Genomic DNA, 25,468 nt, shown 5'->3' with positions numbered 1-25,468 from the left:
TTGGCTCACTCATAGACGGACCTGTCCTTCGTATACGCGCGTGGCCGGCCCGGTCATCATCACCGGGTGGCCGGGGCCTGCCCATTCGATGGACAAACGTCCGCCGGGCAGGTCGATCAGCAGCGGCGAATCCATCCACCCCTGGCTGATCGCGGCCACGGCAGCGGCGCAAGCACCGGTGCCGCAGGCCTGGGTTTCGCCGGCGCCGCGTTCCCATACGCGCAATTGCGCGCGGGAGCGGTCGATCACCTGCAGGAAGCCCACATTGACCCGTGCCGGAAAGCGCGGGTGATGTTCGATCTTCGGCCCCAGCTCGTGCACCGGCGCATTATTGATGTCGTCGACCCGCAGCACCGCATGGGGGTTGCCCATGGACACCGCCGCCAGTTCGACAGCCTGGCCGTCGACATCGACGGTGTAGTGGGTGGCCTGCTCGGTGGCCTGGAACGGAATATCCGTCGGCACCAGACGTGGCGCGCCCATGTTGACGCTGATCTGGCCGTCGCTGCGGACATCCAGCTCGATCACGCCGCTCTTGGTCTCGACACGAATCTGCCGCTTGGCGGTCAGGCGCTTGTCCAGCACAAAGCGGGCGAAGCAGCGCGCACCGTTGCCGCACTGTTCCACTTCGGAACCGTCGGAGTTGAAGATCCGGTAACGGAAATCCACCTCCGGGTTGCTCGGCGCCTCAACGATCAGCAACTGGTCGAAGCCGATGCCGGTATGACGGTCGCCCCACTGTTTGGCGTGCTTGGGCAGGATGTGCGCGTGCTGGCTGACCAGGTCAAGGACCATGAAGTCATTGCCCAGCCCGTGCATCTTGGTAAAACGCAGCAGCATGGCTTACTCCGGCAGCAGGCTTTCGCCAGCATACAACTCGGCTACCGTCTCGCGGCGACGCACTTCAAACGCTTGATCACCGTCCACCAGCACCTCGGCGGCACGCCCGCGGGTGTTGTAGTTGGAACTCATGACAAACCCGTAGGCACCGGCCGAATGAATGGCCAGCAGGTCGCCTTCTTCCAGGGCCAACTGACGATCCTTGGCCAGGAAGTCGCCGGTTTCGCAGATCGGGCCGACGACGTCATAGGCGCGCGCTGCGCTGTCGCGAGGCGTTACGGCGGTGACATTCATCCAGGCCTGGTACAGCGCCGGGCGGATCAGGTCGTTCATCGCCGCATCGACGATGGCGAAATCCTTGTATTCGGTGTGCTTGAGGTACTCGACCTGGGTCAGCAGCACGCCGGCATTGGCGACGATGTAGCGGCCCGGCTCGAACATCAGCGTCAGGTCGCGGCCTTCCAGGCGTTCGCGCACGGCCTTGATGTAGTCGCCGATCAGCGGCGGCTCTTCATCGCGATACTGCACGCCCACGCCGCCACCGAGGTCGATGTGCTGCAGGTAGATGCCGCACTCGCCGAGGCGGTCGGTCAGCGCCAGCAGACGGTCGAGGGCATCCAGGAACGGCGGCAGGGTGGTCAGTTGCGAGCCGATATGGCAGTCGACACCCAGCACTTCCAGGTTCGGCAATTGGGCGGCGCGGATGTACACGTCCTCGGCGTCGGCAATGGCGATGCCGAACTTGTTCTCTTTCAGACCGGTGGAAATGTACGGGTGGGTGCCAGCGTCGACGTCCGGGTTGACGCGCAGGGAAATCGGCGCGCGAACGCCCATCTCGGCGGCGACCACTTGCAGGCGCTCCAGCTCGTCGGTGGATTCGACGTTGAAGCAATGCACGCCGACTTCCAGGGCACGGCGCATGTCTTCGCGGCTCTTGCCGACGCCGGAGAAGACGATCTTGTCAGCCTGGCCGCCAGCCGCCAGGACACGTTCCAGCTCGCCGCGGGAGACGATGTCGAAACCGGCGCCCAGACGCGCCAGGACATTGAGCACGCCCAGGTTGGAGTTGGCCTTGACCGCGTAGCACACCAGGTGCGGCACGCCGTTCAACGGGTCGGTGAAAGAGCGATATTGGGCTTCGATATGCGCGCGCGAGTACACATAGGTCGGGGTGCCAAAGCGCTCGGCAATTGCGGACAGCGCCACGCCTTCCGCGAACAGCTCGCCGTTCCGGTAGTTAAAAGCGTCCATGGGGTTCCCTTAGTAAGTGTCGTGCTTATGCGCTTTGGCAGGCTTTTGCGACGATTGCGCCTGTTCATTCGGGTCTTTGCTGTCATCGGGCAGATACAGCGGGCCTTTTTGACCACAGGCACTAACGAGGCAAGCGACCGCGACGAGCGCAGCAAGGGAAGAGATCAGGCGCTTCATGGCGAAATCCTTGAATATGCATTAATTGCGCCCGAGTATACCGACCACCCGCCAGCTTGCCTATGCGCCGGAATACCCGTCCGGCGGGGGTTTGCCGACATAACTGCGAAGCTGGCTACGCTAGTCAGGGATATTTCTTACCGCCATCGGTAATGAACTCGGTATCCTTTGCAATCGGCGGAGCGCGTCCGTATCGTGCGGCGCTTGAGCAAAACCAGACACTTTTGAGGTTGCCGCAATGAGTTTGACCGAAGCCCGTTTTCACGACCTGGTGGATTCGACCCAGAACGCGCTGGAAGATATTTTCGACGACAGCGGCCTGGATGTGGACCTGGAAAGCTCGGCCGGGGTGCTGACCGTCAAGTTCGAGAACGGCACTCAACTGATCTTCAGTCGCCAGGAACCGCTGCGCCAACTGTGGCTGGCGGCACGTTCCGGTGGTTTTCACTTCGATTACAACGAAGAAGACCGCAATTGGCAGTGCGATACCAGCGATGAGCTGCTCAGCGAAATGCTCGCGCGGCTGGTTCAGGAACAAGCCGGCGTCGAGCTCGGCTTCGATGAGCTGAACCCCGACGAGAATTGATGGTGAGCCAGCCTGCAATCGTGCGTCCGCCCAAGCCGTTGTTCAGTAATGTCAGCCCGGCGGTGCCATCACCTTGTATCAGTTTGTGTCGGCTGGACGAGGCAAAAGTCTGCCTTGGCTGCTTTCGCCATGTGGAAGACATCCGTGAATGGCGCTCCGCCGATGATCAGCGGCGACGCGTGATCGTGGCCCAGGCCGAGCGGCGCAAAGTCGGGCCTTGAGCCCGTCTTGTTTATTTGCGGTGCTGTGGTAGTGTCCGGGTACACCTCAACTCATCGAGGTCCGTGAGAACCCCGCCTTTTCCTGGCGGGGTTTTGCTTTTTTGTGCAGAAAAAAGGAGTCTGCCTGAATCATGACCGCACCTTCCATCATTCTTACCCGTCTCGACGTGCAGCGTCTTGAGCAACTGATCGACCGTGTCGGCGAGAATTCGCCAGGTGTAGAAGCCCTGCAGCACGAACTCGACCGCGCCGAAGAAGTGGTTGGCCACGATGAAGTGCCTGCAAGCGTCGTGACCATGAACTCCAGCGTGCATTGCCGCGAGCAAGGCAGCGGCAAGGACTATCACCTGACCCTGGTTTACCCCAAGGATGCGAATGCCGACGCGGGCAAGATTTCGATCCTGGCGCCGGTGGGCAGCGCGTTGCTCGGCCTGAAAGTGGGCCAGCACATCGACTGGCCAGCACCCGGCGGCAAGACCCTCAAGCTCGAACTGCTCAGTGTTGAAGGCCAGCCCAAAGACGGCGGCGCCTTTTCGCTTTAAATCTGCTTCAGCGCGTCATTGAGCGCCTGTTCCAGCTCGGCCTTGTAACGCAGGTACAGATTGCTCGGGCTTTGTACGTCGCCGAGCAGGCCCGAGAGATCCAGATCAGTGATATAGCAGCGGTAGCGCTCGGTTTCGCGGCGCTGCCCGACGATCTCCCGGGCGACCACTGCAAACAGCTGGTCGCCAAACTCCAGTTCGGAAAACTCCCGCTGATTGCAGTACAGGGTGATCCCCACCTGGCCCGGCGCCGCCTTGCCGATAATCGCCTGCACGTCATAAAACGGCTTGTTGGCCGGGTTTTGCGGGGCCGGCCGAGGCTCGATACCGCGTGCGCGATTGCTGCCCGACGGCAACAGTTGGTAATACAAGGTTTGCACCGCGCCCAGCGGTTCTTGCGGGTCCAGGGGCGACAGCGCGTCCCGGCGATAGATGATCGACTGCAGAAAACGCTGCAACGGCGCCAGCAGGCTCTGTTCATCATGGAACGGCAAGCGTTGCTGCCAGAGCGCGTTGAACTCATCCAGCACATACAGCTCGGCGAAGCCTTCGTTGACCCGGTAAAACACCTGCACGCATTCGGCCATGCCCATCGGCAGCAGCAGCGCCAGGTCGTGGTCTTCCAGGGCCATGGCGTCCAAGTGCAACGGGCTGTAGCTGGCCAGTTCTTCGCTGAGGTAGGCGATCAGCGCGTCCTGGGTCGCCAGTGAGACGTGGGTGGCCTGGCCGGGCATCAGCTCCATCACGTGATAGTGCTGCTGCACCTGCAGCAAGTAGCGATGGTTGCCCTGGCCCAGCAGCAGGTTCTGCGCGGTGTCGAAGATTTCTTCCACGCGCTGGGCAATGAACTGTGCGCGGTTGTGGCAGAAGCAGCGCACCCGCAGGCGTGGCAGGTGGTCCGACGGCAACTGGTTGAGGTAGTCGCGCAGACAGTCGAGCAGGGCATGGGGACCGTCGTAGCGGCTGACCATCACCTCGTTCCAGCTGTTGAGCGTGACCTGGTCGAGGGTCAGCACCAGGTTTTCGCGCACGCCGGCGTAACTCAGGGAGTCGGTGCGCTCGGTGGTCATCAGGATGTTCAGGTCGCGATGGTGCTTGAGCGGGTCGACGCCGACGTTGATCAGCAACAGCACTTCTTCCGGCACCGCCGAGCGCAGCAGGCGCTCTTCATCGACGCTGGCCAGGGGCAGGGCGATGGTCTGTTGCAGGCTGCCCAGCAGGTTGAACAGTTCGAATTCGGTCATGTCGCTGACGCCTGGGTGCAGCGCCAGGCGCGTGCTGCTGTCGATCACGCCGTTGCGGTGGCACCAGGTGAGCATTTCCAGCAGGTCGCGGCTGCGCTTGATCGGCGCGAAGTGCTCCGATTCCAGGGCGGTGAGGTTGCCGTTGTACAGGCCCCAATGATGCTGGCCCGGTTCCTTGCGGTTGGCCGATTGCACCAGGGTCAGGGTGTCTTCGGCCAGGTCCGGGGCGATGCCGGGGTTGATGAATTCGACCTTGCCGGCCTTGCGTTCAAACGCCGCGTACAAGCGACGGCCAAGCACATTGAGGTCGCGCTTGTTGATCAGGCTGACGGTTTGTTCGGTGCGGGCGAACTGGGTCAGAAAGCGATAGCTGTAGTTCAGCTCATTGACCAGGGCGCGGCGCTCGGAGGCGACCTGGCGTACTTTCCATTGGCTGCGGCTGTCGAGCAGCGCCAGTTGACGCTGGTCCCAACCCCATTCATGGGCCAGGCGTTCCAGCAACAGGCGCTGCCAACCGACGGTGCGCTGGCCGGCGCTGAGCTTGCGGTTGACCTTCAAGTACAGCGCGCGCCGTACCAGTTCCAGGCGTTCCGGCTCGTTGCGCGCGTTGAGGTATTCCTCGATGCGCCGGTAGACCACGACGTAAGGGTCCAGCTCGTCCAGGTCCATCCGGTTGGCGAACACCGCCCGTTTGAAGCGCAGGCTCAGGCACTGCACGTTCGGGTGCTCGCTGGCGTAGACCTCGGTCAGCAGCAGCTTGAGCAGCGACTTGTAGGGCGATTCGATGCCCTTGAACAATTGCCACAGCCCGGCGCCAATGAATTCGCCGGGCGGGATGCGCGCCAGGTGGCCGAGGTCGAGGGTTTCATCGGCACGGATAAAGCGTTTGGAAATCAGCGTGTGGGTGAACTCGGCGTAGCGCACTTCTTCATACACCGGCACCAGCCACCAGATCGGTGTGCGGCCGGCGAGCCAGATGGCGGTGCGATAGAACTCATCCAGCAACAGATAATGCTGGGTGGTGCCGCAGTCGTCGGAGCTCAGTTGCGTGTCGCGTTCGCCCAAGACAAACCGGCTCGGCTCGATCAGGAAGAAGTGCGCCTCGGCGCCCATGCTCTGGGCCCAGGCTTCCAGTAACTGGCATTTCTTGCGCAGCTCGACCAGTTCGTTGTCGCTCAGGTCGGGGGCGTGGCATACCCACACGTCCATGTCGCTCTGGTCGGCTTGGGCCAATGTGCCGAGGCTGCCCATCAGGAACAGCCCATGGATCGGCTGCGGCGGGTTGCCGTGGCGTGGTTTGTAGGAGAACGAACGGGTCAGGCGCTGGGCTTCGCTCAGGGCCTGCGCGTCGGGTTCGAAATTCGACAGCCCGGCCGGGGTGCTGCCCGACACGTAACCGGGCAACAGCGGGTGATTGACGTGGAAAAACAGCGGCAGCAGGGTCAATACGCTTTGCTGGCGTGGCGTCAGCCCTTCGACGGCCCGGGCCATGCGCCCTGCGTTAAGCGCCATGAACCGCGCGCGCAGTTGGGCCAGCACCTTGCGGTCGATGCCTTCATCCAGGTCGGGGCGGATCTCATGGGTGCGGGTCATGTCGAACTCGGCGGCGCGCAAGGCCCGACATGGGCGGCCGTGTAGGAGTTTACATTCAGAAGCGTAGGAGGTTTAGAGGGGAAACGGTTTTTGGCGTCAGAATTTTATCCGGTTCGCGGCAATGCCCTCGGAATCCGCCGCGGCGGACTCCATGGGCAGTATCCGGAATCAGGCAGCTTCTTTGGTTGCGGCGGTGGTCAGGATGGTCAGCAGGGTTTGGGCTTGTTCTGCAGCGTCCCGGCCAAGGCTGGTCAGGTAACCGCCGTCCGGTTGGTCGATCAGTTTTTTCTCGAACAGGCGTTTGGCGGCGGCGATAGCAGTCGGTGCGGCAGTCTGATGGACTTTCAGACCTTCCTGGGAGCTGTCCAGGTTGAAGAGTGCAAGGATTTCCAGTTCGGCAACCAACTCAGGGGTATACGACATAGGGACTCCAGACTTTCTAAGAATTTGTTAGAGGCTAGCAGGCCCTAAGGTGAACGTACTTTGGCGGGCTGTCCAGTGGGAAACTCGCGGCTGTTGATATGGCGCAGTGTTGTGGCGAGGAAGCAGGCTTCCCGGCCACACGGGCGCTCGCTTCAGGCGTTTTCAGGCGGCAGCTCGGGCAGTGCGCGCAAGGCGGATTCATACCATTGGGTATCGAAGGCGCGGTCTTCGTCGAGCATCTTGTCGATTTCCACCGCCAGCACATGGGCCATCATGTTCAAAATCTCTTCGCGCTCGTAACCCACCAGCGTCAGCTTGTTGAACGTGGCCTTGGCGGCGGGCGGATTGTCGCTTTCGATCTGGTTTTCGATGGCCTGGGTCAGCGTGCTTTCGGTGAACGCTTCTTCGTCGTTGTCGATATCGGTCGGCTCGCTCATGGCAGGCTCCTCAAGAAAAGGGCGCCAGTCTACCCCCATTCAGGCAGGTGATGCTGCTAGCCAGGTTGGTCGGGCGGATCTATAACTCATGCAGCCAACCCCGCACATGGCCTGGAGGCTTTGCGATGCTCAAGCTCTACGGATTTTCGGTCAGCAATTACTACAACATGGTCAAGCTGGCGCTCTTGGAGAAAGGCCTGGCATTCGAAGAGGTGCCTTTTTTTGCCGGACAAACACCCGCCGCCCTGGCGATCAGCCCGCGGGGCAAGGTGCCGGTGCTGGGTGTCAAACAGGGCTTTATCAACGAAACCAGCGTGATCCTCGAATACATCGAGCAAACCCAGGAGGGCCCCTCGCTGTTGCCGGCCGAACCGTTTCAGCGCGCTCAGGTGCTGACATTGTGCAGGGAAATCGAGCTGTACATCGAGCTGCCCGCCCGCGCGTGTTTCGCCGAAGCGTATTTCGGCATGCCGGTGCCGGAGGCGATCAAGGACAAAGCCCGGGTCGAGTTGCTGCTGGGGGTGGGGACGTTAGGTCGGCACGGCAAGTTCGCGCCTTACGTTGCGGGGGAGAGCTTTACGATTGCCGATCTGTATTTCATGTACAGCCTGAACCTCGCCTGCGGCGTGGCCGAGAAGCTGTTCGGCCTGGACCTGTTGGCTGAATTGCCGACGGCCAAGGCATTGCTGGAGCGTTTGCACGCCATGCCTAACGCCCTGAAGGTGGCGGCGGACAGGGAAGCGGCGATGCCGGCGTTCATGGCGATGGTGGCGGCGAAGAAGTGATCAATGTGGGAGGGAGCAAGCCCCCTCCCACATTTTCGACCTAGCGGCTGGCGAGCAGGACCTGACCGCGCACGACGGCGGCCTTGACCTGGGCCGGCGCGGTACCGCCCACGTGGTTGCGCGCATTCACCGAACCTTCCAGGGTCAGCACGGCAAACACGTCCTGCTCGATCTGGTCGCTGAACTGGCGCAGTTCTTCCAGGCTCATTTCCGCCAGGTCCTTGCCGCTTTCCACGCCGTACTTCACGGCATGGCCGACGATTTCGTGGCAGTCGCGGAACGGCAGGCCACGGCGCACAAGGTAGTCCGCCAGGTCGGTCGCGGTGGAGAACCCACGTAGCGCCGCTTCACGCATGATCGCGTGCTTGGGCTTGATCGCCGGGATCATGTCGGCAAAGGCACGCAGCGAATCGCGCAGGGTGTCGGCGGCGTCGAACAGCGGTTCCTTGTCTTCCTGGTTGTCCTTGTTGTAGGCCAGGGGTTGGCCTTTCATCAGGGTCAGCAGGCCCATCAGCGCGCCGAATACGCGGCCGCTCTTGCCACGTACCAGCTCCGGCACGTCGGGGTTTTTCTTTTGCGGCATGATCGAGCTGCCGGTGCAGAAGCGGTCGGGCAGGTCGATGAACTGGAATTGCGCGCTGGTCCATAGCACCAGTTCTTCGGAGAAGCGCGACAGGTGCATCATCGCGATACTGGCGGCGGCGCAGAATTCGATGGCGAAGTCGCGGTCCGACACGCCGTCCAGGGAGTTGCCGCCCACGGCGTCAAAACCCAGCAGTTGTGCGGTGTACTCGCGGTCGATCGGGTAGGTGGTGCCCGCCAGCGCGGCGCTGCCCAACGGCATGCGGTTGGCGCGCTTGCGGCAGTCCACCAGGCGCTCGTAGTCGCGGCTGAGCATTTCGAACCAGGCCAGCAGGTGGTGGCCGAAGGTTACCGGCTGTGCGGTCTGCAGGTGGGTGAAGCCGGGCATGATGGTGTCCGACTCACGCTCGGCCTGTTCCAGCAAACCTTTTTGCAGGCGGGTGATTTCGGCCAGGATCAGGTCGATTTCGTCACGCAGCCACAGGCGGATATCGGTGGCCACCTGGTCGTTACGGCTGCGCCCGGTGTGCAGTTTCTTGCCGGTCACGCCGATGCGATCGGTGAGGCGGGCTTCGATGTTCATGTGCACGTCTTCCAGGTCGACGCGCCAGTCGAACGTGCCGGCTTCGATCTCACCGCGGATGGTGGTCAGGCCGTCGATGATGCTGTCGCGCTCGGCGTCGGTCAGCACGCCGACCTTGGCCAGCATCGTGGCGTGGGCGATCGAGCCCATGATGTCGTGGCGGTACAGGCGCTGGTCGAAGGTGACGGAGGCGGTGAAGCGGGCGACGAAGGCGTCGACGGGTTCACTGAAGCGGCCGCCCCAGGACTGGTTGGTCTTGTCGGTGCTCATGGATTCGCTCGTGATCTGCTTAAAAGAGGCGTGGAGGTGTGCCGACGATAATAACAGGGTTGCCCGTGGAGGCGGTGCTGCGGGTGGTCGGCATTTTATTTGTGCCAAGCATGGCTAAGTGCCTTGCCGCCGACCGCGTCCGGGAAGAGACTGGGCAGAGGTGCTTATTGAAACGATATTTGACGAATGAGCAATGTCGTCTCGGCGAGCGTCTACAGTTGGACTGAGTAGTGTGTGAATGCACCAAAGTCAGGTGATGCGGTCATAACCCTGACTACCATTAAACAAGGGGGGTATTCGGATTGTGTATCAGCAAACCCTACGACGATGCCCAAGGGCGGCAGGTTTTGGGCGCTATTGAACAGGTCCGGATAAATATGAGTGCCACTCTCAGGGCACTTTTTGCCGCTCGCGCTAGTCTTAGCGTGGATCGCTGTGACGCAAGTCACCGCACCTGTCTACGCTATCCTTGTGCGAGACTCACGCAGGAATCCAGCGCAATATGAATGTCCTGATCGTTGATGACGAACCCCAAGCCCGCGAGCGACTGAGCCGTCTGCTCAGCGAACTCGAGGGTTATACAGTCCTTGAACCGAGCGCCAGCACGGGTGAGGAGGCGTTGACGTTGATCGACAGCCTCAAGCCGGATGTGGTGCTGCTCGACATCCGCATGCCGGGCCTGGATGGCCTGCAAGTCGCCGCCCGCCTGAGCGAGCGCGAATCGCCGCCGGCCGTGGTGTTGTGTGCCGCCGAGGAAGAATTCCCTGCCGAAACCCTGGAAGCCAGCGGTGTCAGCTTCCTGGCCAAGCCGGTGACTGCCGAGGTGTTGCTCAAGGCGTTGAAAAAAGCCGAGCGCCCCAATCGCGTCCAGCTCGCCGCCCTGACCCAGCCCGCCGCCCAGAGCGGTAACGGGCCGCGCAGCCATATCAGCGCGCGCACCCGTAAGGGTATCGAACTGATCCCGCTGAGCCAGGTGATCTACTTCATCGCCGATCACAAGTACGTGACCCTGCGTCACGAGTCTGGCGAAGTGCTGCTCGATGAGCCGCTCAAGGCCCTTGAGGATGAATTCGGCGACCGTTTCGTGCGTATCCACCGCAACGCGCTGGTGGCCCGCGAGCGCATCGAGCGCCTGCAACGCACGCCCCTGGGGCACTTTCAGTTGTTCCTGAAAGGGCTTAACGGCGATGCTTTGATCGTCAGCCGCCGCCATGTCGCCGGCGTGCGCAAGATGATGCAGCAGCTTTAGTCCAAGGGCTGCAGCGCGCTCTATCGTCGTGATCCCGGTGCGCTGTGGCCAGGGAGGCCCCGCACTTGCTGATTCAAATCAAAGCGAATTTGCCTGAGCTGTTATTATCTGCCGTATCTATTCAGTACGGATTGATCCATGTCCTCTCGCGAAATCCGCATCGCCACCCGTAAAAGCGCCCTGGCCTTGTGGCAGGCCGAATACGTCAAAGCACGTCTCGAGCAGGCCCACCCTGGGCTCCAGGTATCCCTGGTGCCCATGGTCAGTCGCGGCGACAAGCTGCTCGACTCGCCGCTGTCGAAGATCGGCGGCAAGGGTTTGTTCGTCAAGGAACTGGAAACCGCGCTGCTGGAAAACGAAGCCGACATCGCCGTGCATTCGATGAAAGACGTGCCCATGGACTTCCCCGAAGGCCTGGGCCTGTTTTGCATCTGCGAGCGCGAAGACCCGCGCGATGCCTTTGTGTCCAATACCTACGCGTCCTTGGATGAGCTGCCGTTGGGCAGCATCGTCGGCACTTCCAGCCTGCGTCGTCAGGCCCAGTTGCTGACGCGTCGCCCGGATCTGCAGATCCGCTTCCTGCGCGGCAACGTCAACACGCGTCTGGCCAAGCTCGATGCCGGTGAATATGACGCGATCATCCTCGCGGCGGCCGGTTTGATCCGGCTCGGCTTCGAAGACCGCATCACCTCGGTCATCAGCGTCGAAGACAGCTTGCCTGCCGGCGGGCAGGGCGCAGTGGGCATCGAATGTCGCACCGCCGACAGTGAAATCCACGCCTTGCTCAAACCGCTCGACCACCACGACACCGACGTCCGTGTCACCGCCGAACGTGCCCTGAACAAACACCTCAATGGTGGCTGCCAGGTGCCGATCGCCTGCTATGCGGTGCTCGAAGGCGAAAACCTGTGGTTGCGTGGCCTGGTGGGCGACCCGGAAGGCGGCAACTTGATCACCGCGCAAGTGCGCGGGCCGCAGCGTGATGCGACGGCGCTGGGGATCCAGGTCGCCGAAGAGCTGCTGGACCAGGGCGCCGGTGCCATCCTGCAAAAAGTCTACGGCGAGGCCGGCCCGCAGTGACCGATTGGCGTGTGCTGCTGACGCGGCCTGCCGAGGAGTCTGCGCTGTTGGCGGCGTCGTTGTCGGATGTCGGGATTTTCAGCAGCAGCCTGCCGTTGCTGGAGATCGAAGCCTTGCCGGTCACGCCTGAGCAGCAGGCGGTCTGGGCTGACCTGGGCCGCTATTGCGCGGTAATTGTGGTCAGCAAACCGGCGGCGCGCCTTGGCGTGCAACGCCTGGAGCGACACTGGCCGCGGTTGCCGTGGTTCAGCGTGGGTGCCGCCACCGCCCAGGTACTGGCCGATCAGGGCCTGGACGTTCATTATCCGCCCAGCGGCGACGACAGCGAGGCCTTGCTGGCCTTGCCCGCCTTGCGCGAGGCCATTGCGCGCACCGATGCGCGGGTGCTGATCCTGCGCGGCGAGGGCGGGCGAGAGCTGCTGGCGGAGCGTTTGCGCGAGCAAGGTGCTAGTGTCGACTATCTGGAGTTGTATCGCCGTTTCCTTCCGGCCTACGACCCGGGTGTACTGATGCAGCGCATCCAGTTGGAACGCTTGAACGGCCTGGTGGTCAGCAGTGGGCAGGGTTTTTTGCACCTGCAGGCCCTGGCCGGTTCGGATTGGCCACAGGTGGCCCGGCTGCCGTTGTTCGTGCCCAGCCCGCGAGTCTATGAGATGGCGCGGGCGGCTGGCGCAGAAAAAGTTGTGGATTGTCGCGGCGCGAGTGCCGCGGCTTTGTTAGTGGCGTTACGGAGCCATTCCGTTCCCACTCTCTGATACGCAAAGGATGGATACGTGAGCGAAACAGCCTTGCCTAAAGATGAAGCTCAGCCCGCGCTCGATGCGCCGGGCCAGACACCGGTCACCGCGCCGCGCCGTGGCAATGGCCTGGCAATCGTCGCCTTGCTGCTGGGTGCTGCGGGCGTTGCCGCCGGCGGGTGGGGGATCTGGCAGGTCCGCACCCTGCAAGCCAGCAACCAGCAACAGCTGAGCCAGGTAAAGAGCCTCGACGACCAGTCCCAGACCCTCAAGCAAAGCCAGCAACAGTTGGCTGCACGCCTGGCGCAACTGCCGGGCGCGGACGAGCTGGAGGAGCGCCGCCGCTTGCTGGCCCAGTTGCAGGGCGACCAGCAGCGTTTGGGCCAACGCCTGGAAACCGTGCTCGGGGCCAGCCGCAAGGACTGGCGCCTGGCGGAAGCCGAACACTTGATTCGTCTGGCGAGCCTGCGCTTGTCTGCCCTGCAGGACATCAACAGCGCGCAGTCGCTGGTCCAGGGCGCCGACGAGATTCTTCGCGAGCAGAGCGATCCGGGTTCCTACGCCGCGCGCGAGCAATTGGCCAAGAGCCTTGCCGCGTTGCGCAGTACCGAACAACCGGACCGTACCGGGCTCTACCTGCAATTGGCGGCCTTGCGCGATCAAGTCGTGCAACTGGCGGCGATTGCGCCGGAGTACCAGCTTCAGGAGCCGACATCCCATGGGCGTCCGACCACCGATACGGAAAACCGCTTGAGCCAATGGTGGGAGCAGCTCTCGCGTTACTTCCGCATCGACTTCAACCCCGATGACAACATTCGCCCACTGCTCGCCGGCCAAGGCCTGAACCAGGTTCGCCTGGCCCTGAGCCTGGCCCTCGAGCAGGCGCAATGGGCTGCGCTCAATGGCGAGGCGGCGGTGTACAGCCGTTCGCTGGGTGAAGCGCGCAGCGTGTTGCAGGACAACTTCAACCAGGACAACCCGCAGAGCAAAGCGATGCTCGCGCGTATCGCCGAGCTTGAGCCCAAGGCCGTCTCGGTCGTGACTCCGGACCTGGCCGCCAGCCTGGCCGCCGTGCAGGCATACCTTGAACGTCGTCACTTGCCTGCCGAAGAAGCCAAAGCTTCGGCCGGCACGCCGGCGAGCCAGGAGTAGAGCCGATGAAGCGTTTCTATGTGATCCTGGTGCTGGCGATTGCGGTCGCCCTGGCGCTGGCCGTGGGCATTTCGAAACACACCGGCTACGTGTTGATTACCTATCCCCATCTGCTGCATTACGAGTCGAGCCTGTGGGCTACCCTGGTGGCGGTATTTGTCATCGGCCTGGCGATCTACCTGATTCGTGTGCTGTTGAGCCTGTTGAGCACCTCGGGCGGCGTGGTCAACCCATGGTCGCGGCGTAACCGCAGCCGTCGCGTGCAGATCGCGATCGAGCACGGCCAGATGGACCTCGCCGAAGGCCGCTGGGCCAGTGCCGAACGCCACCTGCATCGTGCCGCCGAAGCCGAACGCCAGCCGCTGCTGTATTACCTTGGCGCGGCCCGGGCGGCAAACGAGCAAGGGCGATATGAAGAGTGCGACGGACTGCTGGAGCGCGCCCTCGAGCGACAGCCCCAGGCCGAACTGGCGATTGCCTTGAGCCATGCGCAATTGCAGACGGACCGTGGCGACACCGACGGCGCGCTGACCACCTTGCAGGCCATGCACGAGCGTCATCCGCATAACGCCCAGGTGCTGCGCCAGTTGCAACGCTTGCATCAGCAGCGGGGCGATTGGTCGTCGGTGATTCGTCTGTTGCCTGAGCTGCGCAAGGACAAAGTATTGCCGGCCGGCGAATTGGCCGAGCTGGAGCGCCGCGCCTGGGGTGAAAACCTGAGCCTGGCCGCCCAGCGTGAAGAGCAGGGCGAAGCGGGGTTGCAGGCGCTTGAGCGCGCCTGGCAGCAACTGACGTCCGCCCAGCGCCAGGAGCCGCCGTTGGTGCTGGCCTACGCCGAGCAACTGCGCCAGCTGGGCGCCGATGCCAAGGCCGAAGAGGTGCTGCGCGGCGCGCTCAAGCGTGCGTATGACAGCCACCTGATCCGCCTGTATGGCCTGTTGCGCGGCAGTGACCCGGCCCGTCAGTTGAAGTTTGCCGAAGGCTGGCTCAAGGATCATCCCGGTGATGCCAGCTTGCTGTTGACCCTCGGGCGCCTGTGCCTGCAAAACAGTCTGTGGGGCAAGGCGCGGGACTATCTGGAAAGCAGCCTGCAGGTGCAGCGTAACCCCGAGGCGTGTGCCGAACTGGCACGCCTGCTGGCCCAGTTGGGTGACACCGAGCGCAGCAACCAGCTGTTCCAGGAAGGCCTGGGCCTGCTGGACAACCGTCTGCTCGCCTCACCGTTGCCCGCGCCGGTGCGGGGTTGAAGCAGGAACAGGTACGAGGGTTGGCTCGGATGCATCCGACAGCCAACCCTTGGGTTCTGTGTAAAGACTCGATTTAACTGGGTTCGTAATACATTCCTACGTTGCGTCAGGTTATGTCCTCCAAGCTCTGGCGGGATGTCCCTACGTTTTAACGGAATCGTCTGCTCTAACGCGTATTGAAAGGGGTCAGGCCTTTCCTCTACCGTAACGGCCTATCTCTCGCGGTACGGATAAACAATGTCTTTGGCCCCCTCACGCTCCTTGTTTTTCCTGGCGTTCATGGCCGGTGCGCTGACGTTGGGTGCGTCTTTCTACCTGGAATATGGCGCGCTGCTGCGGCCCTGCTTTCTGTGCCAGGTTCAGCGGCTATTCCTCGCCACCTTTACGTTGATCAACCTGGTCGCGGCTGTTCATAACCCCAAGCGCTACGGCATCTATGGGTACGGGTTGGTGAGCATGGGCTGTGCCGCGCTAGGCGCAATTACCGCAGTGCGCCAGGTGTTGCTGCAGAACACTGCGTCTGATCAGGCTGGCGATTGTTGGCCCAGTTTGCAGTACATGCTCGAAAACCTGTCGTTCTCGCAGGCGCTGCGCTCGATCTTCAACGGTACCGTCGACTGCGTGGAAATCACCTGGACCCTGTTCGATTTGAGCCTCCCGGAGTGGAGTCTGTTGTTTTTCGTGGCGATGTTGATCCTGGGTTTCATGCAGTTTTCACGGCTGATATTCAGCCAACGCTTGCGCCTGTCGACACGCTGAAAAGTGGTCGCAAGTTGTAGGACGGGATTAAACACTTGTATGAACTTTCTCTCCTGCGTACCTTGAAGCCATAGTCATGCGGGCATAATCTGGCCCGCATGCGTTATTGAAACCGTTGTCAGATGCGGCTTTGTCCGGCTGCCGCTTTATCTTTGAAGTATTGCGCGGGCACACAGCGGCAGCGCCCCCTATAGGGAAGAGAGATCATCATGCTGGAAAGTTGTCAGAATGCTCAGGAACGCTGGGGTGGGGTGCACAAGCTGATCGACAGCTGGTTGAAGGCACGCCACGAACTGGTTCGGGCGTTTGATGCTCTCGGCGAGAAGCCCGAAGCATTAGCGATGAATCGCAAGCCGCTGCAGGCGTTTTGCGGTGTCTTGGTGGACTACGTGTCTGCCGGTCATTTCGGCGTCTACGAACAGTTGACCAAGGAGGCGGAAGCCTTCGACGATCAGCGTGGTCTTGAATTGGCCGAGACCCTCTACCCACGCATCGATGTGATCACCGAGAAGCTGCTGGCGTTCAATGACCTGTGTGATGCCGGCAAGTGTGTTGCCGAGAAATTCAAAGAGCTGGGCGGCCTGCTCCATGAGCGTTTCGAGTTGGAGGATTGCCTGATCGAAGTGCTGCACAATGCTCACCGGGATGTGGCTGTCGCCCCGGCCTGACCGTTGCTGATGAGATAAAAAAACGGTGCGTATGACGCGCCGTTTTTTATTGGATCAATGCCGGGTGCCGAGCAATTCGATCTCGAATACCAGAGGCGTGTAAGGCGGGATCAACGTGCCAGCACCGTCGGCGCCATAGGCCTGTGCCGATGGAATCACCAGGCGCCACTTCGCGCCCACCGGCATCTGTTGCAGCGCACTGCTCCAGCCGCTGATCACACTGTCCAGACGAAACCATTGCGCCTGGGTGCTTTGATCGAACACCGTCCCATCGGGCAATCGCCCCACGTATTTCACCTGAACCTCATCACTGGCCAACGGCTTGTTGCCGCTGCCGGGCGTGAGTTCCGTGAGCAGAACGCCATCGGCCAATTCGCGCACGCCGCTCGCGGCTTTTTCCTGGGTCAAAAACTGCTGTTCGGCCGTCAGTGCTTTTTCACTTTGCGGTACCTGAGCATCGGCTTCGTCCTGCGCTTCATGCTGCGCCAGGAGTTGTTCGATGCGCGCGTTATCCAGTGCCAGCGGTTTACCTTGATAGGCTTGCTTGAGACCCTCGATCAACGCCTGGATCTGCAGGTCGGGGACTTCCTGGCGCAGCCGCTCACCGAGGCTGGCGCCCAGGCTGTACGCGAGGTCGTGCGCGTCCGGGGCAGTGGTTTTGGATGACGCTGGCTCGCTTGCATTGGCCACGGAAATCGCCAAACCAAGCGCAAGAAAAAGGTAACGCGACATGGGTCTTCTCCAGCCGAAAGTGCGACGGATTATGCCAGTGTGAGAGGGTAAAAAGTGGCGTGGTTTTTCGTTATATCGATAAGATTTTTCGCACGGTGCAACGCAAGGCAAACGATACTGTCAACATGCCCTAGCGGCGGTAAGAGCAGAGGGCTAGTATGAGCCGCACCCACGTCAGCCAGGAGGTAAACCATGTCGGCCAAACAGAAGCCTGTAAATACCCCGTTGCACTTACTCCAACAACTCTCGGGCAGTCTGCTCGAACATTTGGAAAGCGCGTGTTCCCAAGCCTTGGCTGATGCAGAAAAACTGCTCGCCAAGTTGGAAAAACAACGCGGTAAAGCGCAAGAAAAACTGCATAAGTCCCGCACCAAATTGCAAGACGCCGCCACTGCCGGCAAAGCCAAGGCTCAAGCCAAAGCCAAAGACGCAGTCAAAGAACTTGAGGACCTGCTGGACGCCCTCAAGGATCGCCAAGCCGAAACCCGCACCTACATTTCCCAACTCAAAAAAGATGCTCAAGAAAGCCTGAAACTGGCCCAGGGCGTTGGTCGTGTGAAGGAAGCTGTATCGAAAGTGCTGGGCGCTCGTACACCGGCAAAAGCCGTTGCCGCCAAAGCGCCGGCTAAGGCCGCCGCCAAGCCAGCTGCCAAGACTGTTGCTGCAAAACCAGCTGCCAAGCCAGTTGCCAAGACCGCTGCTGCAAAACCGGCCGCCAAGCCAGCTGCCAAAACGGCTGCTGCAAAACCAGCCGCCAAGCCAGTGGCTAAAGCCGTTGCTGCCAAACCAGCCGCCAAGCCAGCCGCTAAAGCCGCTGCTGTAAAACCGGCTGCCAAGCCAGCTGCCAAAACGGCCGCTGCCAAACCAGCCGCCAAGCCAGTGGCTAAAGCCGCTGCTGCAAAACCCGCTGCCAAACCAGTTGCTAAAGCCGCTGCTGCAAAACCGGCCGCCAAGCCAGTGGCTAAAGCCGCTGCTGCCAAACCAGCTGCCAAGCCAGTGGTTAAAGCCGCTGCTGCCAAACCAGCTGCCAAGCCAGTGGTTAAAGCCGCTGCTGCAAAACCAGCCGCCAAGCCAGTGGCTAAAGCTGCTGCTGCAAAACCAGCACCGGCCAAGCCAGCCACCCCGGCAGCATCGGTTGCTACCCCAGCAGCGCCAAGCGCATCGACCAGCACCCCTGCGTCGGTCGCGCCAAGCAACAGCACTCCAACCAGCGCTTCCTAAGTGCCGGTGACTGCGACGCGCAGCTGCTGCAGCGCGTCGTGGTCAAGGTTGGCGGCTCCCTCAGCCGCCAGGCCTTCCAACCATCGTTGACCCATCGCCTCGCCTGTCAGCCATGTCGTTGCCAGCGTTTCCAGGCGCGCCAGCAACTCGCGTTCCGCGTCCAGCTCCAGGGCTTTGACCCGCTCCCGTAACGCCGCCAAGGCCGCATCCTGCTGCGCCACGGCCCGCCATTGCCGGCGTACCTGTCGCAACGGTTCAACCACCTGCGATTGCCAGGGCTCGGCGATATGCCTCAGCGCCAGCGCGCGTTCACGCGTCAGCGCCACGCCCCGCTGTTCCAGCCACGCCCCGCAGAGCAACAGGCACACATCCGCGCCTTGTTCCTGCACTCGCAGGCACGCAGCCTCGACGCCCGGGCGGGCGTAAGTCGAGAGGGCAAAGCTCCACAGGTCAGCGCACATATTCACACCCAAGCCAGCGGCCAACGAAGCTGGTAGACTCCGCCGCCATTATGATCCGACTTCAAAGCCTAACATTACAGCGTGGCCCGCAACGTCTTCTCGAAGACGCCGAGCTGACCCTGCACGCCGGTCACAAAGCCGGCCTGATCGGTGCCAACGGCGCCGGCAAATCCACGTTGTTCGCCCTGTTGCTGGGTGAGCTGACCCCGGACTCCGGGGACTGCTTGCTGCCGGCCGACTGGCGCATCGCCCATATGCGCCAGGAGATCGACACCCTGGACCGCATCGCGATCGACTACGTGCTCGATGGCGACCTGCGTCTGCGCCAGGTGCAACACGACCTGGCCGCGGCCGAGAAAGCCCAGGACGGCGCCGCTCAAGCCCGCCTGCACGCGGAACTGGACAGCGCTGACGGCTACACCGCCGACGCCCGTGCGCGCAAGATGCTCGCCGGCCTTGGCTTTACCAACGAACAGATGGACCGCCCGGTCGCCGACTTCTCCGGCGGCTGGCGCATGCGCCTGAACCTGGCCCAGGCACTGATGTGCCCCTCGGACCTGTTGCTGCTCGACGAACCGACCAACCACTTGGACCTCGATGCGATCCTGTGGCTGGAGGATTTCCTCAAGAGCTACCAGGGCACCTTGCTGCTGATTTCCCACGACCGGGATTTCCTCGACGCCGTGGTCGACAACATCGCCCACGTCGAACAGAAGAAAATCACCCTCTACCGTGGCGGCTACACCGCGTTCGAACGCGCCCGCGCCGAACGCCTGGCCCAGCAACAGCAGGCGTTCGAGAAGCAGCAGGCGCAGCGCGCGCACATGGAAAGCTACATCGCCCGGTTCAAGGCCCAGGCCACCAAGGCCCGCCAGGCCCAGAGCCGGATCAAGGCGCTGGAGCGCATGGAAGAACTGTCGGCGGCCCACGTCGATTCGCCTTTCGATTTCGTGTTCCGCGAGTCGGTGAAGATCTCCAGCCCGTTGCTCGACCTGTCCGATGCCCGCCTGGGCTATGGCGAGAAAACCATCCTCGAGAAGGTCAAGCTGCAACTCACGCCGGGCGCGCGCATTGGCCTGCTCGGGCCGAACGGCGCGGGCAAGTCGACGCTGATCAAGAACCTGTCGGGCGAGCTGCAACCCCTGGCCGGGCGCCTGACCCGTGGCGAGAACCTGGTGGTCGGCTACTTCGCCCAGCATCAGTTGGACTCCCTGGACGCCAAGGCCAGCCCGTTGCTGCACCTGCAGCGCCTGGCGCCGACCGAACGCGAGCAGCCCCTGCGCGACTTCCTCGGCGGCTTCGACTTCCGTGGCGCGCGCATCGATGAGCCGGTGCTGAATTTCTCCGGCGGCGAAAAAGCCCGCCTGGCCCTGGCGTTGATCGCCTGGGACCGGCCGAACCTGTTGCTGCTCGACGAGCCGACCAACCACCTCGACCTGGAAATGCGCCTGGCGCTGACCATGGCCTTGCAGGAGTTCAGCGGTGCGGTACTGGTGGTGTCTCACGATCGCCACTTGCTCAAGAGCACCACCGACAACTTCCTGCTGGTGGCCGACGGCAAAGTCGAAGAGTTCGACGGCGACCTCGACGACTACGCGCGCTGGCTGACGGAATACCGCCTGCGCAACGCGCCGACCAGCAACACCCCGGTCAACCCGGACAAAACCGACAAGAAGGCCCAGCGCCAGGCCGCTGCCGCCCTGCGTCAGCAGTTGGCGCCGCATAAGCGCGAAGCCGACAAGCTGGAAGCCGAGTTGGGCAAGGTCCACGAGCGCCTGGCCAAGATCGAAACCAGCCTGGGCGACAGTGCCGTGTACGAAGCCGCGCGCAAGGATGAACTGCGCGATCTGCTGGCCGAGCAGGCCAAGCTCAAGGTCCGTGAAGGGCAGTTGGAGGAAAGCTGGATGGAAGCCCTCGAACTGCTCGAAAGCCTGCAAGCGGAGCTGGAGGCGCTGTCCTGATGGACGCGCTGCAACTGCCGCTGCCGGCGCAATGGGTCGCCCCCGTGTGGATCGGCGTGCAAATCCTGCTGATCCTGCTGGCCGGCTACCTGACCCAGCGGTTTGTCGCCAAAGGCCTGACCCGCCTCGGCGAGCACTACCCCTTCCCGCCGCAGCTGTTGATGCCGCTGCGTGGCGGCTTGCGCTGGCTGATCATGGGCAGTGCGCTGATCTTCGTGCTGGAGCGCCTGGGCGTGTCCGCCACGGTGTTGTGGACCGCGTTGTCGGGGTTTGTCGCGGTGGCGGCGGTGGCGTTTTTCGCCATGTGGTCGGTGTTGTCCAACCTGTTGTGCGCGATCCTGATCTTCACCGTCGGGCCGTTCCGCCTCGGTGATGTGGTCGAGCTGGTGGACACCGTCGACAAGCCCGGCGTCAAAGGCCGGGTAGTGGCGATCAACCTGCTTTACACCACGCTGATCGAAGTCGAAGAGGCGGGGACCGGCGGCGTGACGGTGCAGGTGCCCAATAGCCTGTTCTTCCAACGCTCGGTGCGCCGCTGGCGCGACAGTGCTGTCCTCCCGGGCCAGCGCTAGCGTTCACATCTTGCAAAAAACTATAGCCAGCCTTCGGTCGGCAGCGTTAGCTTAAGGCACAACCGCAAACTCGCTGCTGAGGTGTGCAATGGCACTCGACACATGGCTGGCTTTTTTCCTCGCTAGTTGGATCATTTCCCTTTCTCCTGGCGCAGGCGCCATCGCCTCGATGTCCAGTGGCCTGCAATACGGTTTCCTGCGCGGCTACTGGAACGCCATCGGCCTGCAAATCGGCCTGGCGATGCAGATCGCCGTGGTCGCGGGCGGCTTGGGAGCCATTCTGGCGGCGTCGTCCACCGCGTTCTATGCGATCAAATGGTTTGGCGTGGCGTACCTGGTGTACCTGGCCGTCAAGCAATGGCGCGCGCTGCCCATGGACATGACCGATGACGCCGCAGTACGGCCGATCGGCAAGCCGATGGCGATGATGTTCCGTGGCTTTCTGGTCAACGCCAGCAACCCCAAGGCGTTGGTGTTCATGCTCGCGGTGCTGCCGCAGTTCGTGAACCCGCAGGCGCCGCTGCTGATCCAATACCTGATCCTCGGCGCGACGATGATCAGCGTCGATATGATCGTGATGGCGGGCTATACCGGCCTGGCGTCGAAAGTCTTGCGCCTGTTGCGCACGCCCAAGCAGCAAAAACGCATGAACCGCACGTTTGCCGGGTTGTTCGTGGGGGCTGCTGGCTTCCTCGCCAGCTTGCATCGCGCGACGGCTTGAACCCGGACCGGGCTGAAGAAACCGAATCGACAATGTGGGAGCGGGCTTGCTCGCGATAGTGGAGTGTCAGTCACCGAGTCAGTCGGCTGACCCACTGCTATCGCGAGCAAGCCCGCTCCCACATTGTTTTTGCGTTGCCTGTGCGCGTTGGGGGCAGCGCAGAATCGTCGGGCGTGGCGTCATTGCTACAGCTCAATCTGCTCTGTTACTCAAAATACAAATCACTTACACCTTGAGTCAAATCTCATAAAGCTCAACAATGTGTTACTTCGTATTTCCCTTTGAGATTCGTTCATGACTGCCCCCTTCCGTTTTCTCGCCTGGCTGCTATTGCCGGCGTTGATGTCGTGCAGCTTCAATCTGTTGGCCGCGCCTGCCGAGGGCGCCACGAAAGCCCTGCATTTGCTGGACTACATCGGCGCGGACTATCCGCCGACGGTAGCGGCGGGCAAGGTCGTCGATGAATCGGAATACCGTGAGCAGGTGGAATTTCTGGGGGTATTGCAGGGCCTGGTGGCTGAGCTGCCGTCCAAGCCCGAGCGCGCGGAATTGGTCAAAGGGGTCGATGAATTGGTCGCGGCCGTGACCGCTCGTCAGGATGGTGCCAGCGTGGCCCGCCAGTCCCGGCAGTTGGGCGCCAAGCTGGCGGCGGCGTATGAAGTCAGCCAGGCCCCGGCGATTACGCCCGACCCGACCCGCGGCGCACCACTGTATGCCCAGCACTGCTCGGTCTGCCACGGCACGGCCGGCGCCGGTGATGGCCCGGCGGGCGTCGGCATGACGCCGCCGCCAGCGAACCTGCAGAACGCGGAGCGCCTGGACCGCCTGAGCCTCTATGCGATCTACAACACGCTGGGCCTGGGTGTCGAAGGCACGGACATGCCGTCCTTCGCCGACCAACTGGACGACCGCCAGCGCTGGGACCTGGCCACCTACATCGCCGGCTTCACGGCCGACCCGGCTGCCGCGAAAAGCGCGCAACCGTTCAACCTCGCCGACCTGGCCCGCCAGACCCCCAATGAAGTGTTGGCCGCCAACGGCCCGGCCGCTGCTGCGACGTTCCGCGCCCAGCGTGCTCAGCCGCCGCAGGTCAAGCGCGGCCCGGCGCAGTTGCTCGACTACACCGCCGCGACCCTCGACAAGAGCCTTGCGGCGTTCCGCAGCGGTGACCATGAGCAAGCCTACGACCTGTCGGTAGCGGCGTATCTGGAAGGGTTCGAGCTGGTGGAAAGCTCCCTGGACAACGTCAACGCCAACGTGCGCAAAGACACCGAGAAGGCCTTGATGGCCTATCGGCAGTCGTTGCAGGACGGCTTGCCGCTCGAACAGGTGCAGCAGCGTCTGGATGCCGCCAAGGGCAAGCTCACCGAATCTGCCGGCTTGTTGGGTGGCGATGGCCTGAGCTGGTCGTTGAGCTTTATCTCAGGCTTGCTGATCCTGCTGCGCGAAGGTCTGGAAGCGATCCTGGTGCTGGCGGCGGTCCTCGCCTTCCTGCGTAACACCGGCCAGGAATCGGCGGTGCGCGGCGTCCATGTCGGCTGGGGCCTGGCCTTGTTGGCCGGCTTGGCCACCTGGGCGTTGGCGGCCTATGTGATCGATGTGAGCGGCGCCCAGCGCGAATTGCTCGAAGGTTGCACGGCGTTGTTTGCCAGTGTGATGGTGCTGTGGCTCGGCGTGTGGATGCATGACCGGCGCCACGCAGCGGCCTGGCAGGACTACATCAAGAGCAGCCTGGTGGGCGGCGGTGGCCGTTTCGGCTTCGCGCTGCTGGCGTTCTTCTCGGTGTACCGCGAGCTGTTCGAAGTGATCCTGTTCTACGAAACCCTGTGGTTGCAAGCCGGCCCGGCCGGGCACAACGCCGTGCTGGGGGGTGGCGCCACGGCGCTGGTGCTGTTGGTGGGCCTGGCGTGGGTGATCCTGCGCGGTTCGGCGAAGCTGCCATTGGCGCTGTTCTTCGGGATCAACGCGGCGCTGCTGTGTGCGTTGTCGGTGGTGTTCGCCGGGCACGGCGTGAAGGCATTGCAGGAAGCCGGCATCTTCGGCACGCGGCCGGTGGCGTTCTTTGACTTCGACTGGCTGGGTATCCACGCCGATGCCTACTCGCTGAGTGCGCAGGTGGTGGCGATCCTGGCGATTATGGTGATGTATGGCCGCAGTCGGATCGCCGACAAGCGCCGGCTGGCGGCATAAGCATGCGCGTGTGGATCGACGCCGATGCTTGCCCGCGCGCGGCCAAGGACCAGGTGGTGAAGTTCGCCCTCAAGCGTCAGTTCGAGGTGGTGCTGGTGGCCGGGCAGAGCCAGATCAAGCCGGCCTTCGCCTGCGTTAAGCTGATCGTGGTGCCCAGCGGCCCGGACGCGGCGGATGACTACCTGGTGGAGCACGCGGTGCCCGGTGAGCTGGTGATCTGCAGCGACGTGCCCCTGGCTGACCGCCTGGTGAAGAACGGCGTGACGGCTCTCGACCCGCGCGGCAAGGAATTCAGCCCGCAGAACATGAGTGAGCGGCTGGCGGTGCGTAACCTGTTCACCGATCTGCGCGAGCAAGGCCAGATGGGCGGTGGTCCACCGCCCCATGGGGAAAAGGACAAGCAAGCGTTCGCCAACGCACTCGACCGCCTGCTCACACGCTTGATGCGGGCCGGTTAATCGTTTTCGTGGGTCAACTCCAGCACCCGATCCACCAGCTTGTTGATGCCTGACGCAACTTCGCTGATGTTCTTGCCGAGCATATAGGCGGGAGTGCTGACCAGCTTGCGCGCGGTGTCTTCGACGATATCTTCCACCGCGCATGCCTGGTGGTGGGCGCCCATCTTGTCCAGCGCGGCGGCGGTGTCGGCATCGTTGCCGATGGTGCAGGTCACCCCCGGGCCATAGATCTTCGCGGCCAGGGCCGGCGAGATGCAGATCAGTCCCAGCGGCTTGCCCGCTTCGACAAAGGCTTCGGCCAGCGCCAATACCTGCGGGTTGAGGCTGCAACCGGCGCCTTCGCTGGCAAAGTTCGACAGGTTCTTCGCCGCGCCAAACCCGCCAGGCACGATCAGCGCGTCGAAATCCTCGGCGTTGGCTTCACGAATGTCTTTCACGTCGCCCCGGGCAATGCGGGCGGATTCCACCAGCACATTGCGCGACTCGGGCATTTCTTCGCCCGTGAGGTGGTTGATCACGTGCAACTGCGCGATGTCGGGTGCAAAGCATTGGACCTGAGCGCCGCGCTGATCCAGGCGCAGCAGGGTGATCACGCTTTCGTGGATTTCTGCACCGTCGTACACGCCACAGCCGGAAAGGATCACTGCAATCTTTTTGCTCATGGGCATTTCTCCTGATTCATGGCGTTAAATGTCTACTAATTTGTCATCTGTTGCCAATGGGAAC

The 25,468-nt window shown here is 62.5% G+C and carries 27 protein-coding genes; 17 read left to right on the top strand and 10 right to left on the bottom strand.

From position 1 onward, the window contains the following. Positions 1 to 9: 9 nt before the first annotated feature. Genes dapF through lptM form a run of 3 tightly spaced genes read right to left on the bottom strand, consistent with a single transcriptional unit; the run spans position 10 to position 2,268 of the window. Positions 10 to 840 carry a diaminopimelate epimerase gene (dapF, locus tag TU80_RS05775; protein WP_046381666.1) on the bottom strand — a complete coding sequence of 277 codons (831 nt, stop codon included), beginning with the start codon at positions 838 to 840 and terminating at the stop codon, positions 10 to 12. 3 nt (positions 841 to 843) lie between these two features. Beyond that, complete coding sequence (gene lysA, locus TU80_RS05770; protein WP_017845170.1) at positions 844 to 2,091, bottom strand: diaminopimelate decarboxylase; 1,248 nt, start codon at positions 2,089 to 2,091, stop codon at positions 844 to 846. Positions 2,092 to 2,100: 9 nt separating this feature from the next. Continuing rightward, positions 2,101 to 2,268, bottom strand: a complete 168-nt coding sequence (gene lptM, locus TU80_RS31350; protein WP_017845169.1) for an LPS translocon maturation chaperone LptM — start codon at positions 2,266 to 2,268, stop codon at positions 2,101 to 2,103. A 238-nt stretch (positions 2,269 to 2,506) separates the two neighbouring features. On the opposite strand from lptM, the gene cyaY reads away from it, so the two are divergent. The 3 genes from cyaY (at position 2,507) to rnk (ending at position 3,617) form a co-directional block, all read left to right on the top strand. Then, a complete protein-coding gene (cyaY, locus tag TU80_RS05765) occupies positions 2,507 to 2,854 on the top strand; it encodes an iron donor protein CyaY (RefSeq protein WP_017845168.1) in 348 nt (115 codons plus the stop codon). A 2-nt stretch (positions 2,855 to 2,856) separates the two neighbouring features. Next, the gene (locus tag TU80_RS05760; RefSeq protein ID WP_026139803.1) at positions 2,857 to 3,075 is read left to right on the top strand and encodes a DUF1289 domain-containing protein; all 219 of its coding nucleotides are present in this window, start codon (positions 2,857 to 2,859) and stop codon (positions 3,073 to 3,075) included. Between the two features lie 131 nt (positions 3,076 to 3,206). Further along, entirely contained in the window at positions 3,207 to 3,617 is a 411-nt protein-coding gene (gene rnk / locus TU80_RS05755; protein ID WP_017845167.1) for a nucleoside diphosphate kinase regulator, read from the top strand. Here the strand turns inward: rnk and TU80_RS05750 are convergent. From TU80_RS05750 to TU80_RS05740, 3 genes are all read right to left on the bottom strand, one after another. Further along, positions 3,614 to 6,454, bottom strand: coding sequence for a class I adenylate cyclase (locus tag TU80_RS05750; protein WP_057004029.1), 2,841 nt, complete (start codon positions 6,452 to 6,454; stop codon positions 3,614 to 3,616). The two genes, rnk and TU80_RS05750, sit on opposite strands and share 4 nt — an antisense overlap. 168 nt (positions 6,455 to 6,622) lie before the next feature. Further along, positions 6,623 to 6,877, bottom strand: coding sequence for a TIGR02647 family protein (locus TU80_RS05745; RefSeq protein WP_017845165.1), 255 nt, complete (start codon positions 6,875 to 6,877; stop codon positions 6,623 to 6,625). A gap of 152 nt (positions 6,878 to 7,029) precedes the next feature. Next, positions 7,030 to 7,314 (bottom strand): hypothetical protein, encoded by a 285-nt coding sequence (locus TU80_RS05740; RefSeq protein WP_017845164.1) that lies wholly within the window; start codon positions 7,312 to 7,314, stop codon positions 7,030 to 7,032. A gap of 125 nt (positions 7,315 to 7,439) precedes the next feature. Between TU80_RS05740 and TU80_RS05735 the strand changes: the two genes are divergently transcribed. Further along, complete coding sequence (locus TU80_RS05735; RefSeq protein ID WP_057004004.1) at positions 7,440 to 8,099, top strand: glutathione S-transferase family protein; 660 nt, start codon at positions 7,440 to 7,442, stop codon at positions 8,097 to 8,099. A gap of 40 nt (positions 8,100 to 8,139) precedes the next feature. Here the strand turns inward: TU80_RS05735 and argH are convergent, their stop codons facing one another. After that, complete coding sequence (gene argH / locus TU80_RS05730) at positions 8,140 to 9,534, bottom strand: argininosuccinate lyase (protein WP_046381669.1); 1,395 nt, start codon at positions 9,532 to 9,534, stop codon at positions 8,140 to 8,142. A 502-nt stretch (positions 9,535 to 10,036) separates the two neighbouring features. Here argH and TU80_RS05725 point away from each other — a divergent pair. The 7 genes from TU80_RS05725 (at position 10,037) to TU80_RS05695 (ending at position 16,426) form a co-directional block, all read left to right on the top strand. After that, positions 10,037 to 10,783 (top strand): LytR/AlgR family response regulator transcription factor, encoded by a 747-nt coding sequence (locus TU80_RS05725; RefSeq protein ID WP_046381670.1) that lies wholly within the window; start codon positions 10,037 to 10,039, stop codon positions 10,781 to 10,783. A 138-nt stretch (positions 10,784 to 10,921) separates the two neighbouring features. After that, the gene (gene hemC / locus TU80_RS05720; protein WP_017845160.1) at positions 10,922 to 11,863 is read left to right on the top strand and encodes a hydroxymethylbilane synthase; all 942 of its coding nucleotides are present in this window, start codon (positions 10,922 to 10,924) and stop codon (positions 11,861 to 11,863) included. Continuing rightward, the gene (locus TU80_RS33310; RefSeq protein ID WP_057004003.1) at positions 11,860 to 12,618 is read left to right on the top strand and encodes a uroporphyrinogen-III synthase; all 759 of its coding nucleotides are present in this window, start codon (positions 11,860 to 11,862) and stop codon (positions 12,616 to 12,618) included. The genes hemC and TU80_RS33310 overlap by 4 nt, the downstream gene beginning before the upstream one ends. A gap of 18 nt (positions 12,619 to 12,636) precedes the next feature. Beyond that, complete coding sequence (locus tag TU80_RS33305; RefSeq protein ID WP_046381672.1) at positions 12,637 to 13,752, top strand: uroporphyrinogen-III C-methyltransferase; 1,116 nt, start codon at positions 12,637 to 12,639, stop codon at positions 13,750 to 13,752. Between the two features lie 5 nt (positions 13,753 to 13,757). Beyond that, entirely contained in the window at positions 13,758 to 14,999 is a 1,242-nt protein-coding gene (locus TU80_RS05705) for a heme biosynthesis protein HemY (RefSeq protein ID WP_017845157.1), read from the top strand. A 237-nt stretch (positions 15,000 to 15,236) separates the two neighbouring features. After that, entirely contained in the window at positions 15,237 to 15,758 is a 522-nt protein-coding gene (locus tag TU80_RS05700) for a disulfide bond formation protein B (protein WP_046381673.1), read from the top strand. Positions 15,759 to 15,967: 209 nt separating this feature from the next. Next, positions 15,968 to 16,426 (top strand): Rsd/AlgQ family anti-sigma factor, encoded by a 459-nt coding sequence (locus TU80_RS05695; protein ID WP_017845155.1) that lies wholly within the window; start codon positions 15,968 to 15,970, stop codon positions 16,424 to 16,426. Between the two features lie 54 nt (positions 16,427 to 16,480). On the opposite strand, the gene TU80_RS05690 is transcribed toward TU80_RS05695, so the two are convergent. Continuing rightward, positions 16,481 to 17,158 carry an FKBP-type peptidyl-prolyl cis-trans isomerase gene (locus tag TU80_RS05690; RefSeq protein ID WP_046381674.1) on the bottom strand — a complete coding sequence of 226 codons (678 nt, stop codon included), beginning with the start codon at positions 17,156 to 17,158 and terminating at the stop codon, positions 16,481 to 16,483. A gap of 192 nt (positions 17,159 to 17,350) precedes the next feature. On the opposite strand from TU80_RS05690, the gene TU80_RS05685 reads away from it, so the two are divergent. Then, positions 17,351 to 18,379 carry an AlgP family protein gene (locus TU80_RS05685; RefSeq protein ID WP_057004002.1) on the top strand — a complete coding sequence of 343 codons (1,029 nt, stop codon included), beginning with the start codon at positions 17,351 to 17,353 and terminating at the stop codon, positions 18,377 to 18,379. On the opposite strand, the gene TU80_RS05680 is transcribed toward TU80_RS05685, so the two are convergent. Then, complete coding sequence (locus TU80_RS05680; RefSeq protein WP_057004001.1) at positions 18,376 to 18,840, bottom strand: TIGR02444 family protein; 465 nt, start codon at positions 18,838 to 18,840, stop codon at positions 18,376 to 18,378. The two genes, TU80_RS05685 and TU80_RS05680, sit on opposite strands and share 4 nt — an antisense overlap. A 50-nt stretch (positions 18,841 to 18,890) precedes the next feature. Here TU80_RS05680 and TU80_RS05675 point away from each other — a divergent pair, with 50 nt between their 5' ends. From TU80_RS05675 to TU80_RS05655, 5 genes are all read left to right on the top strand, one after another. Next, positions 18,891 to 20,801, top strand: a complete 1,911-nt coding sequence (locus TU80_RS05675; RefSeq protein WP_017845151.1) for an ATP-binding cassette domain-containing protein — start codon at positions 18,891 to 18,893, stop codon at positions 20,799 to 20,801. Then, on the top strand, positions 20,801 to 21,373 hold the full coding sequence (locus TU80_RS05670) for a mechanosensitive ion channel family protein (RefSeq protein WP_046381676.1): 573 nt from the start codon (positions 20,801 to 20,803) through the stop codon (positions 21,371 to 21,373). Before TU80_RS05675 ends, TU80_RS05670 begins: the two co-directional genes overlap by 1 nt. An 88-nt stretch (positions 21,374 to 21,461) precedes the next feature. Further along, the gene (locus tag TU80_RS05665; protein ID WP_026139801.1) at positions 21,462 to 22,094 is read left to right on the top strand and encodes a LysE family transporter; all 633 of its coding nucleotides are present in this window, start codon (positions 21,462 to 21,464) and stop codon (positions 22,092 to 22,094) included. Positions 22,095 to 22,388: 294 nt separating this feature from the next. Further along, complete coding sequence (locus TU80_RS05660; protein ID WP_046381677.1) at positions 22,389 to 24,284, top strand: FTR1 family protein; 1,896 nt, start codon at positions 22,389 to 22,391, stop codon at positions 24,282 to 24,284. A 2-nt stretch (positions 24,285 to 24,286) separates the two neighbouring features. Then, positions 24,287 to 24,742 (top strand): YaiI/YqxD family protein, encoded by a 456-nt coding sequence (locus tag TU80_RS05655; RefSeq protein WP_017845147.1) that lies wholly within the window; start codon positions 24,287 to 24,289, stop codon positions 24,740 to 24,742. Here the strand turns inward: TU80_RS05655 and elbB are convergent. After that, positions 24,739 to 25,404, bottom strand: coding sequence for an isoprenoid biosynthesis glyoxalase ElbB (gene elbB, locus TU80_RS05650; protein ID WP_057004000.1), 666 nt, complete (start codon positions 25,402 to 25,404; stop codon positions 24,739 to 24,741). The genes TU80_RS05655 and elbB overlap by 4 nt on opposite strands. Positions 25,405 to 25,468 lie beyond the last annotated feature (64 nt).

This window comes from Pseudomonas veronii (assembly GCF_001439695.1).
Taxonomy (GTDB): Bacteria; Pseudomonadota; Gammaproteobacteria; order Pseudomonadales; family Pseudomonadaceae; genus Aquipseudomonas; species Aquipseudomonas veronii.
Note: the sequence above shows the minus strand (reverse complement) of the source record. Positions and strands in the feature narration are given on the sequence as shown.

Excerpts from the sequence above, each read along its gene's own strand:
- TU80_RS05740 (WP_017845164.1), bottom strand. The coding sequence starts at position 7,314 with ATGAGCGAGCCGACCGATATCGACAACGACGAAGAAGCGTTCACCGAA.
- TU80_RS05705 (WP_017845157.1), top strand. The coding sequence starts at position 13,758 with ATGAAGCGTTTCTATGTGATCCTGGTGCTGGCGATTGCGGTCGCCCTG.
- lysA (WP_017845170.1), bottom strand. The coding sequence starts at position 2,091 with ATGGACGCTTTTAACTACCGGAACGGCGAGCTGTTCGCGGAAGGCGTG.
- TU80_RS05725 (WP_046381670.1), top strand. The coding sequence starts at position 10,037 with ATGAATGTCCTGATCGTTGATGACGAACCCCAAGCCCGCGAGCGACTG.
- TU80_RS05680 (WP_057004001.1), bottom strand. The coding sequence starts at position 18,840 with ATGTGCGCTGACCTGTGGAGCTTTGCCCTCTCGACTTACGCCCGCCCG.
- TU80_RS05690 (WP_046381674.1), bottom strand. The coding sequence starts at position 17,158 with ATGTCGCGTTACCTTTTTCTTGCGCTTGGTTTGGCGATTTCCGTGGCC.
- TU80_RS05660 (WP_046381677.1), top strand. The coding sequence starts at position 22,389 with ATGACTGCCCCCTTCCGTTTTCTCGCCTGGCTGCTATTGCCGGCGTTG.
- TU80_RS05700 (WP_046381673.1), top strand. The coding sequence starts at position 15,237 with ATGTCTTTGGCCCCCTCACGCTCCTTGTTTTTCCTGGCGTTCATGGCC.
- rnk (WP_017845167.1), top strand. The coding sequence starts at position 3,207 with ATGACCGCACCTTCCATCATTCTTACCCGTCTCGACGTGCAGCGTCTT.
- hemC (WP_017845160.1), top strand. The coding sequence starts at position 10,922 with ATGTCCTCTCGCGAAATCCGCATCGCCACCCGTAAAAGCGCCCTGGCC.
- lptM (WP_017845169.1), bottom strand. The coding sequence starts at position 2,268 with ATGAAGCGCCTGATCTCTTCCCTTGCTGCGCTCGTCGCGGTCGCTTGC.
- TU80_RS05655 (WP_017845147.1), top strand. The coding sequence starts at position 24,287 with ATGCGCGTGTGGATCGACGCCGATGCTTGCCCGCGCGCGGCCAAGGAC.
- TU80_RS05675 (WP_017845151.1), top strand. The coding sequence starts at position 18,891 with ATGATCCGACTTCAAAGCCTAACATTACAGCGTGGCCCGCAACGTCTT.
- TU80_RS05670 (WP_046381676.1), top strand. The coding sequence starts at position 20,801 with ATGGACGCGCTGCAACTGCCGCTGCCGGCGCAATGGGTCGCCCCCGTG.
- TU80_RS05750 (WP_057004029.1), bottom strand. The coding sequence starts at position 6,454 with ATGACCCGCACCCATGAGATCCGCCCCGACCTGGATGAAGGCATCGAC.
- TU80_RS05735 (WP_057004004.1), top strand. The coding sequence starts at position 7,440 with ATGCTCAAGCTCTACGGATTTTCGGTCAGCAATTACTACAACATGGTC.
- TU80_RS05665 (WP_026139801.1), top strand. The coding sequence starts at position 21,462 with ATGGCACTCGACACATGGCTGGCTTTTTTCCTCGCTAGTTGGATCATT.
- cyaY (WP_017845168.1), top strand. The coding sequence starts at position 2,507 with ATGAGTTTGACCGAAGCCCGTTTTCACGACCTGGTGGATTCGACCCAG.
- argH (WP_046381669.1), bottom strand. The coding sequence starts at position 9,534 with ATGAGCACCGACAAGACCAACCAGTCCTGGGGCGGCCGCTTCAGTGAA.
- TU80_RS05685 (WP_057004002.1), top strand. The coding sequence starts at position 17,351 with ATGTCGGCCAAACAGAAGCCTGTAAATACCCCGTTGCACTTACTCCAA.
- dapF (WP_046381666.1), bottom strand. The coding sequence starts at position 840 with ATGCTGCTGCGTTTTACCAAGATGCACGGGCTGGGCAATGACTTCATG.
- TU80_RS05745 (WP_017845165.1), bottom strand. The coding sequence starts at position 6,877 with ATGTCGTATACCCCTGAGTTGGTTGCCGAACTGGAAATCCTTGCACTC.
- TU80_RS05695 (WP_017845155.1), top strand. The coding sequence starts at position 15,968 with ATGCTGGAAAGTTGTCAGAATGCTCAGGAACGCTGGGGTGGGGTGCAC.
- elbB (WP_057004000.1), bottom strand. The coding sequence starts at position 25,404 with ATGAGCAAAAAGATTGCAGTGATCCTTTCCGGCTGTGGCGTGTACGAC.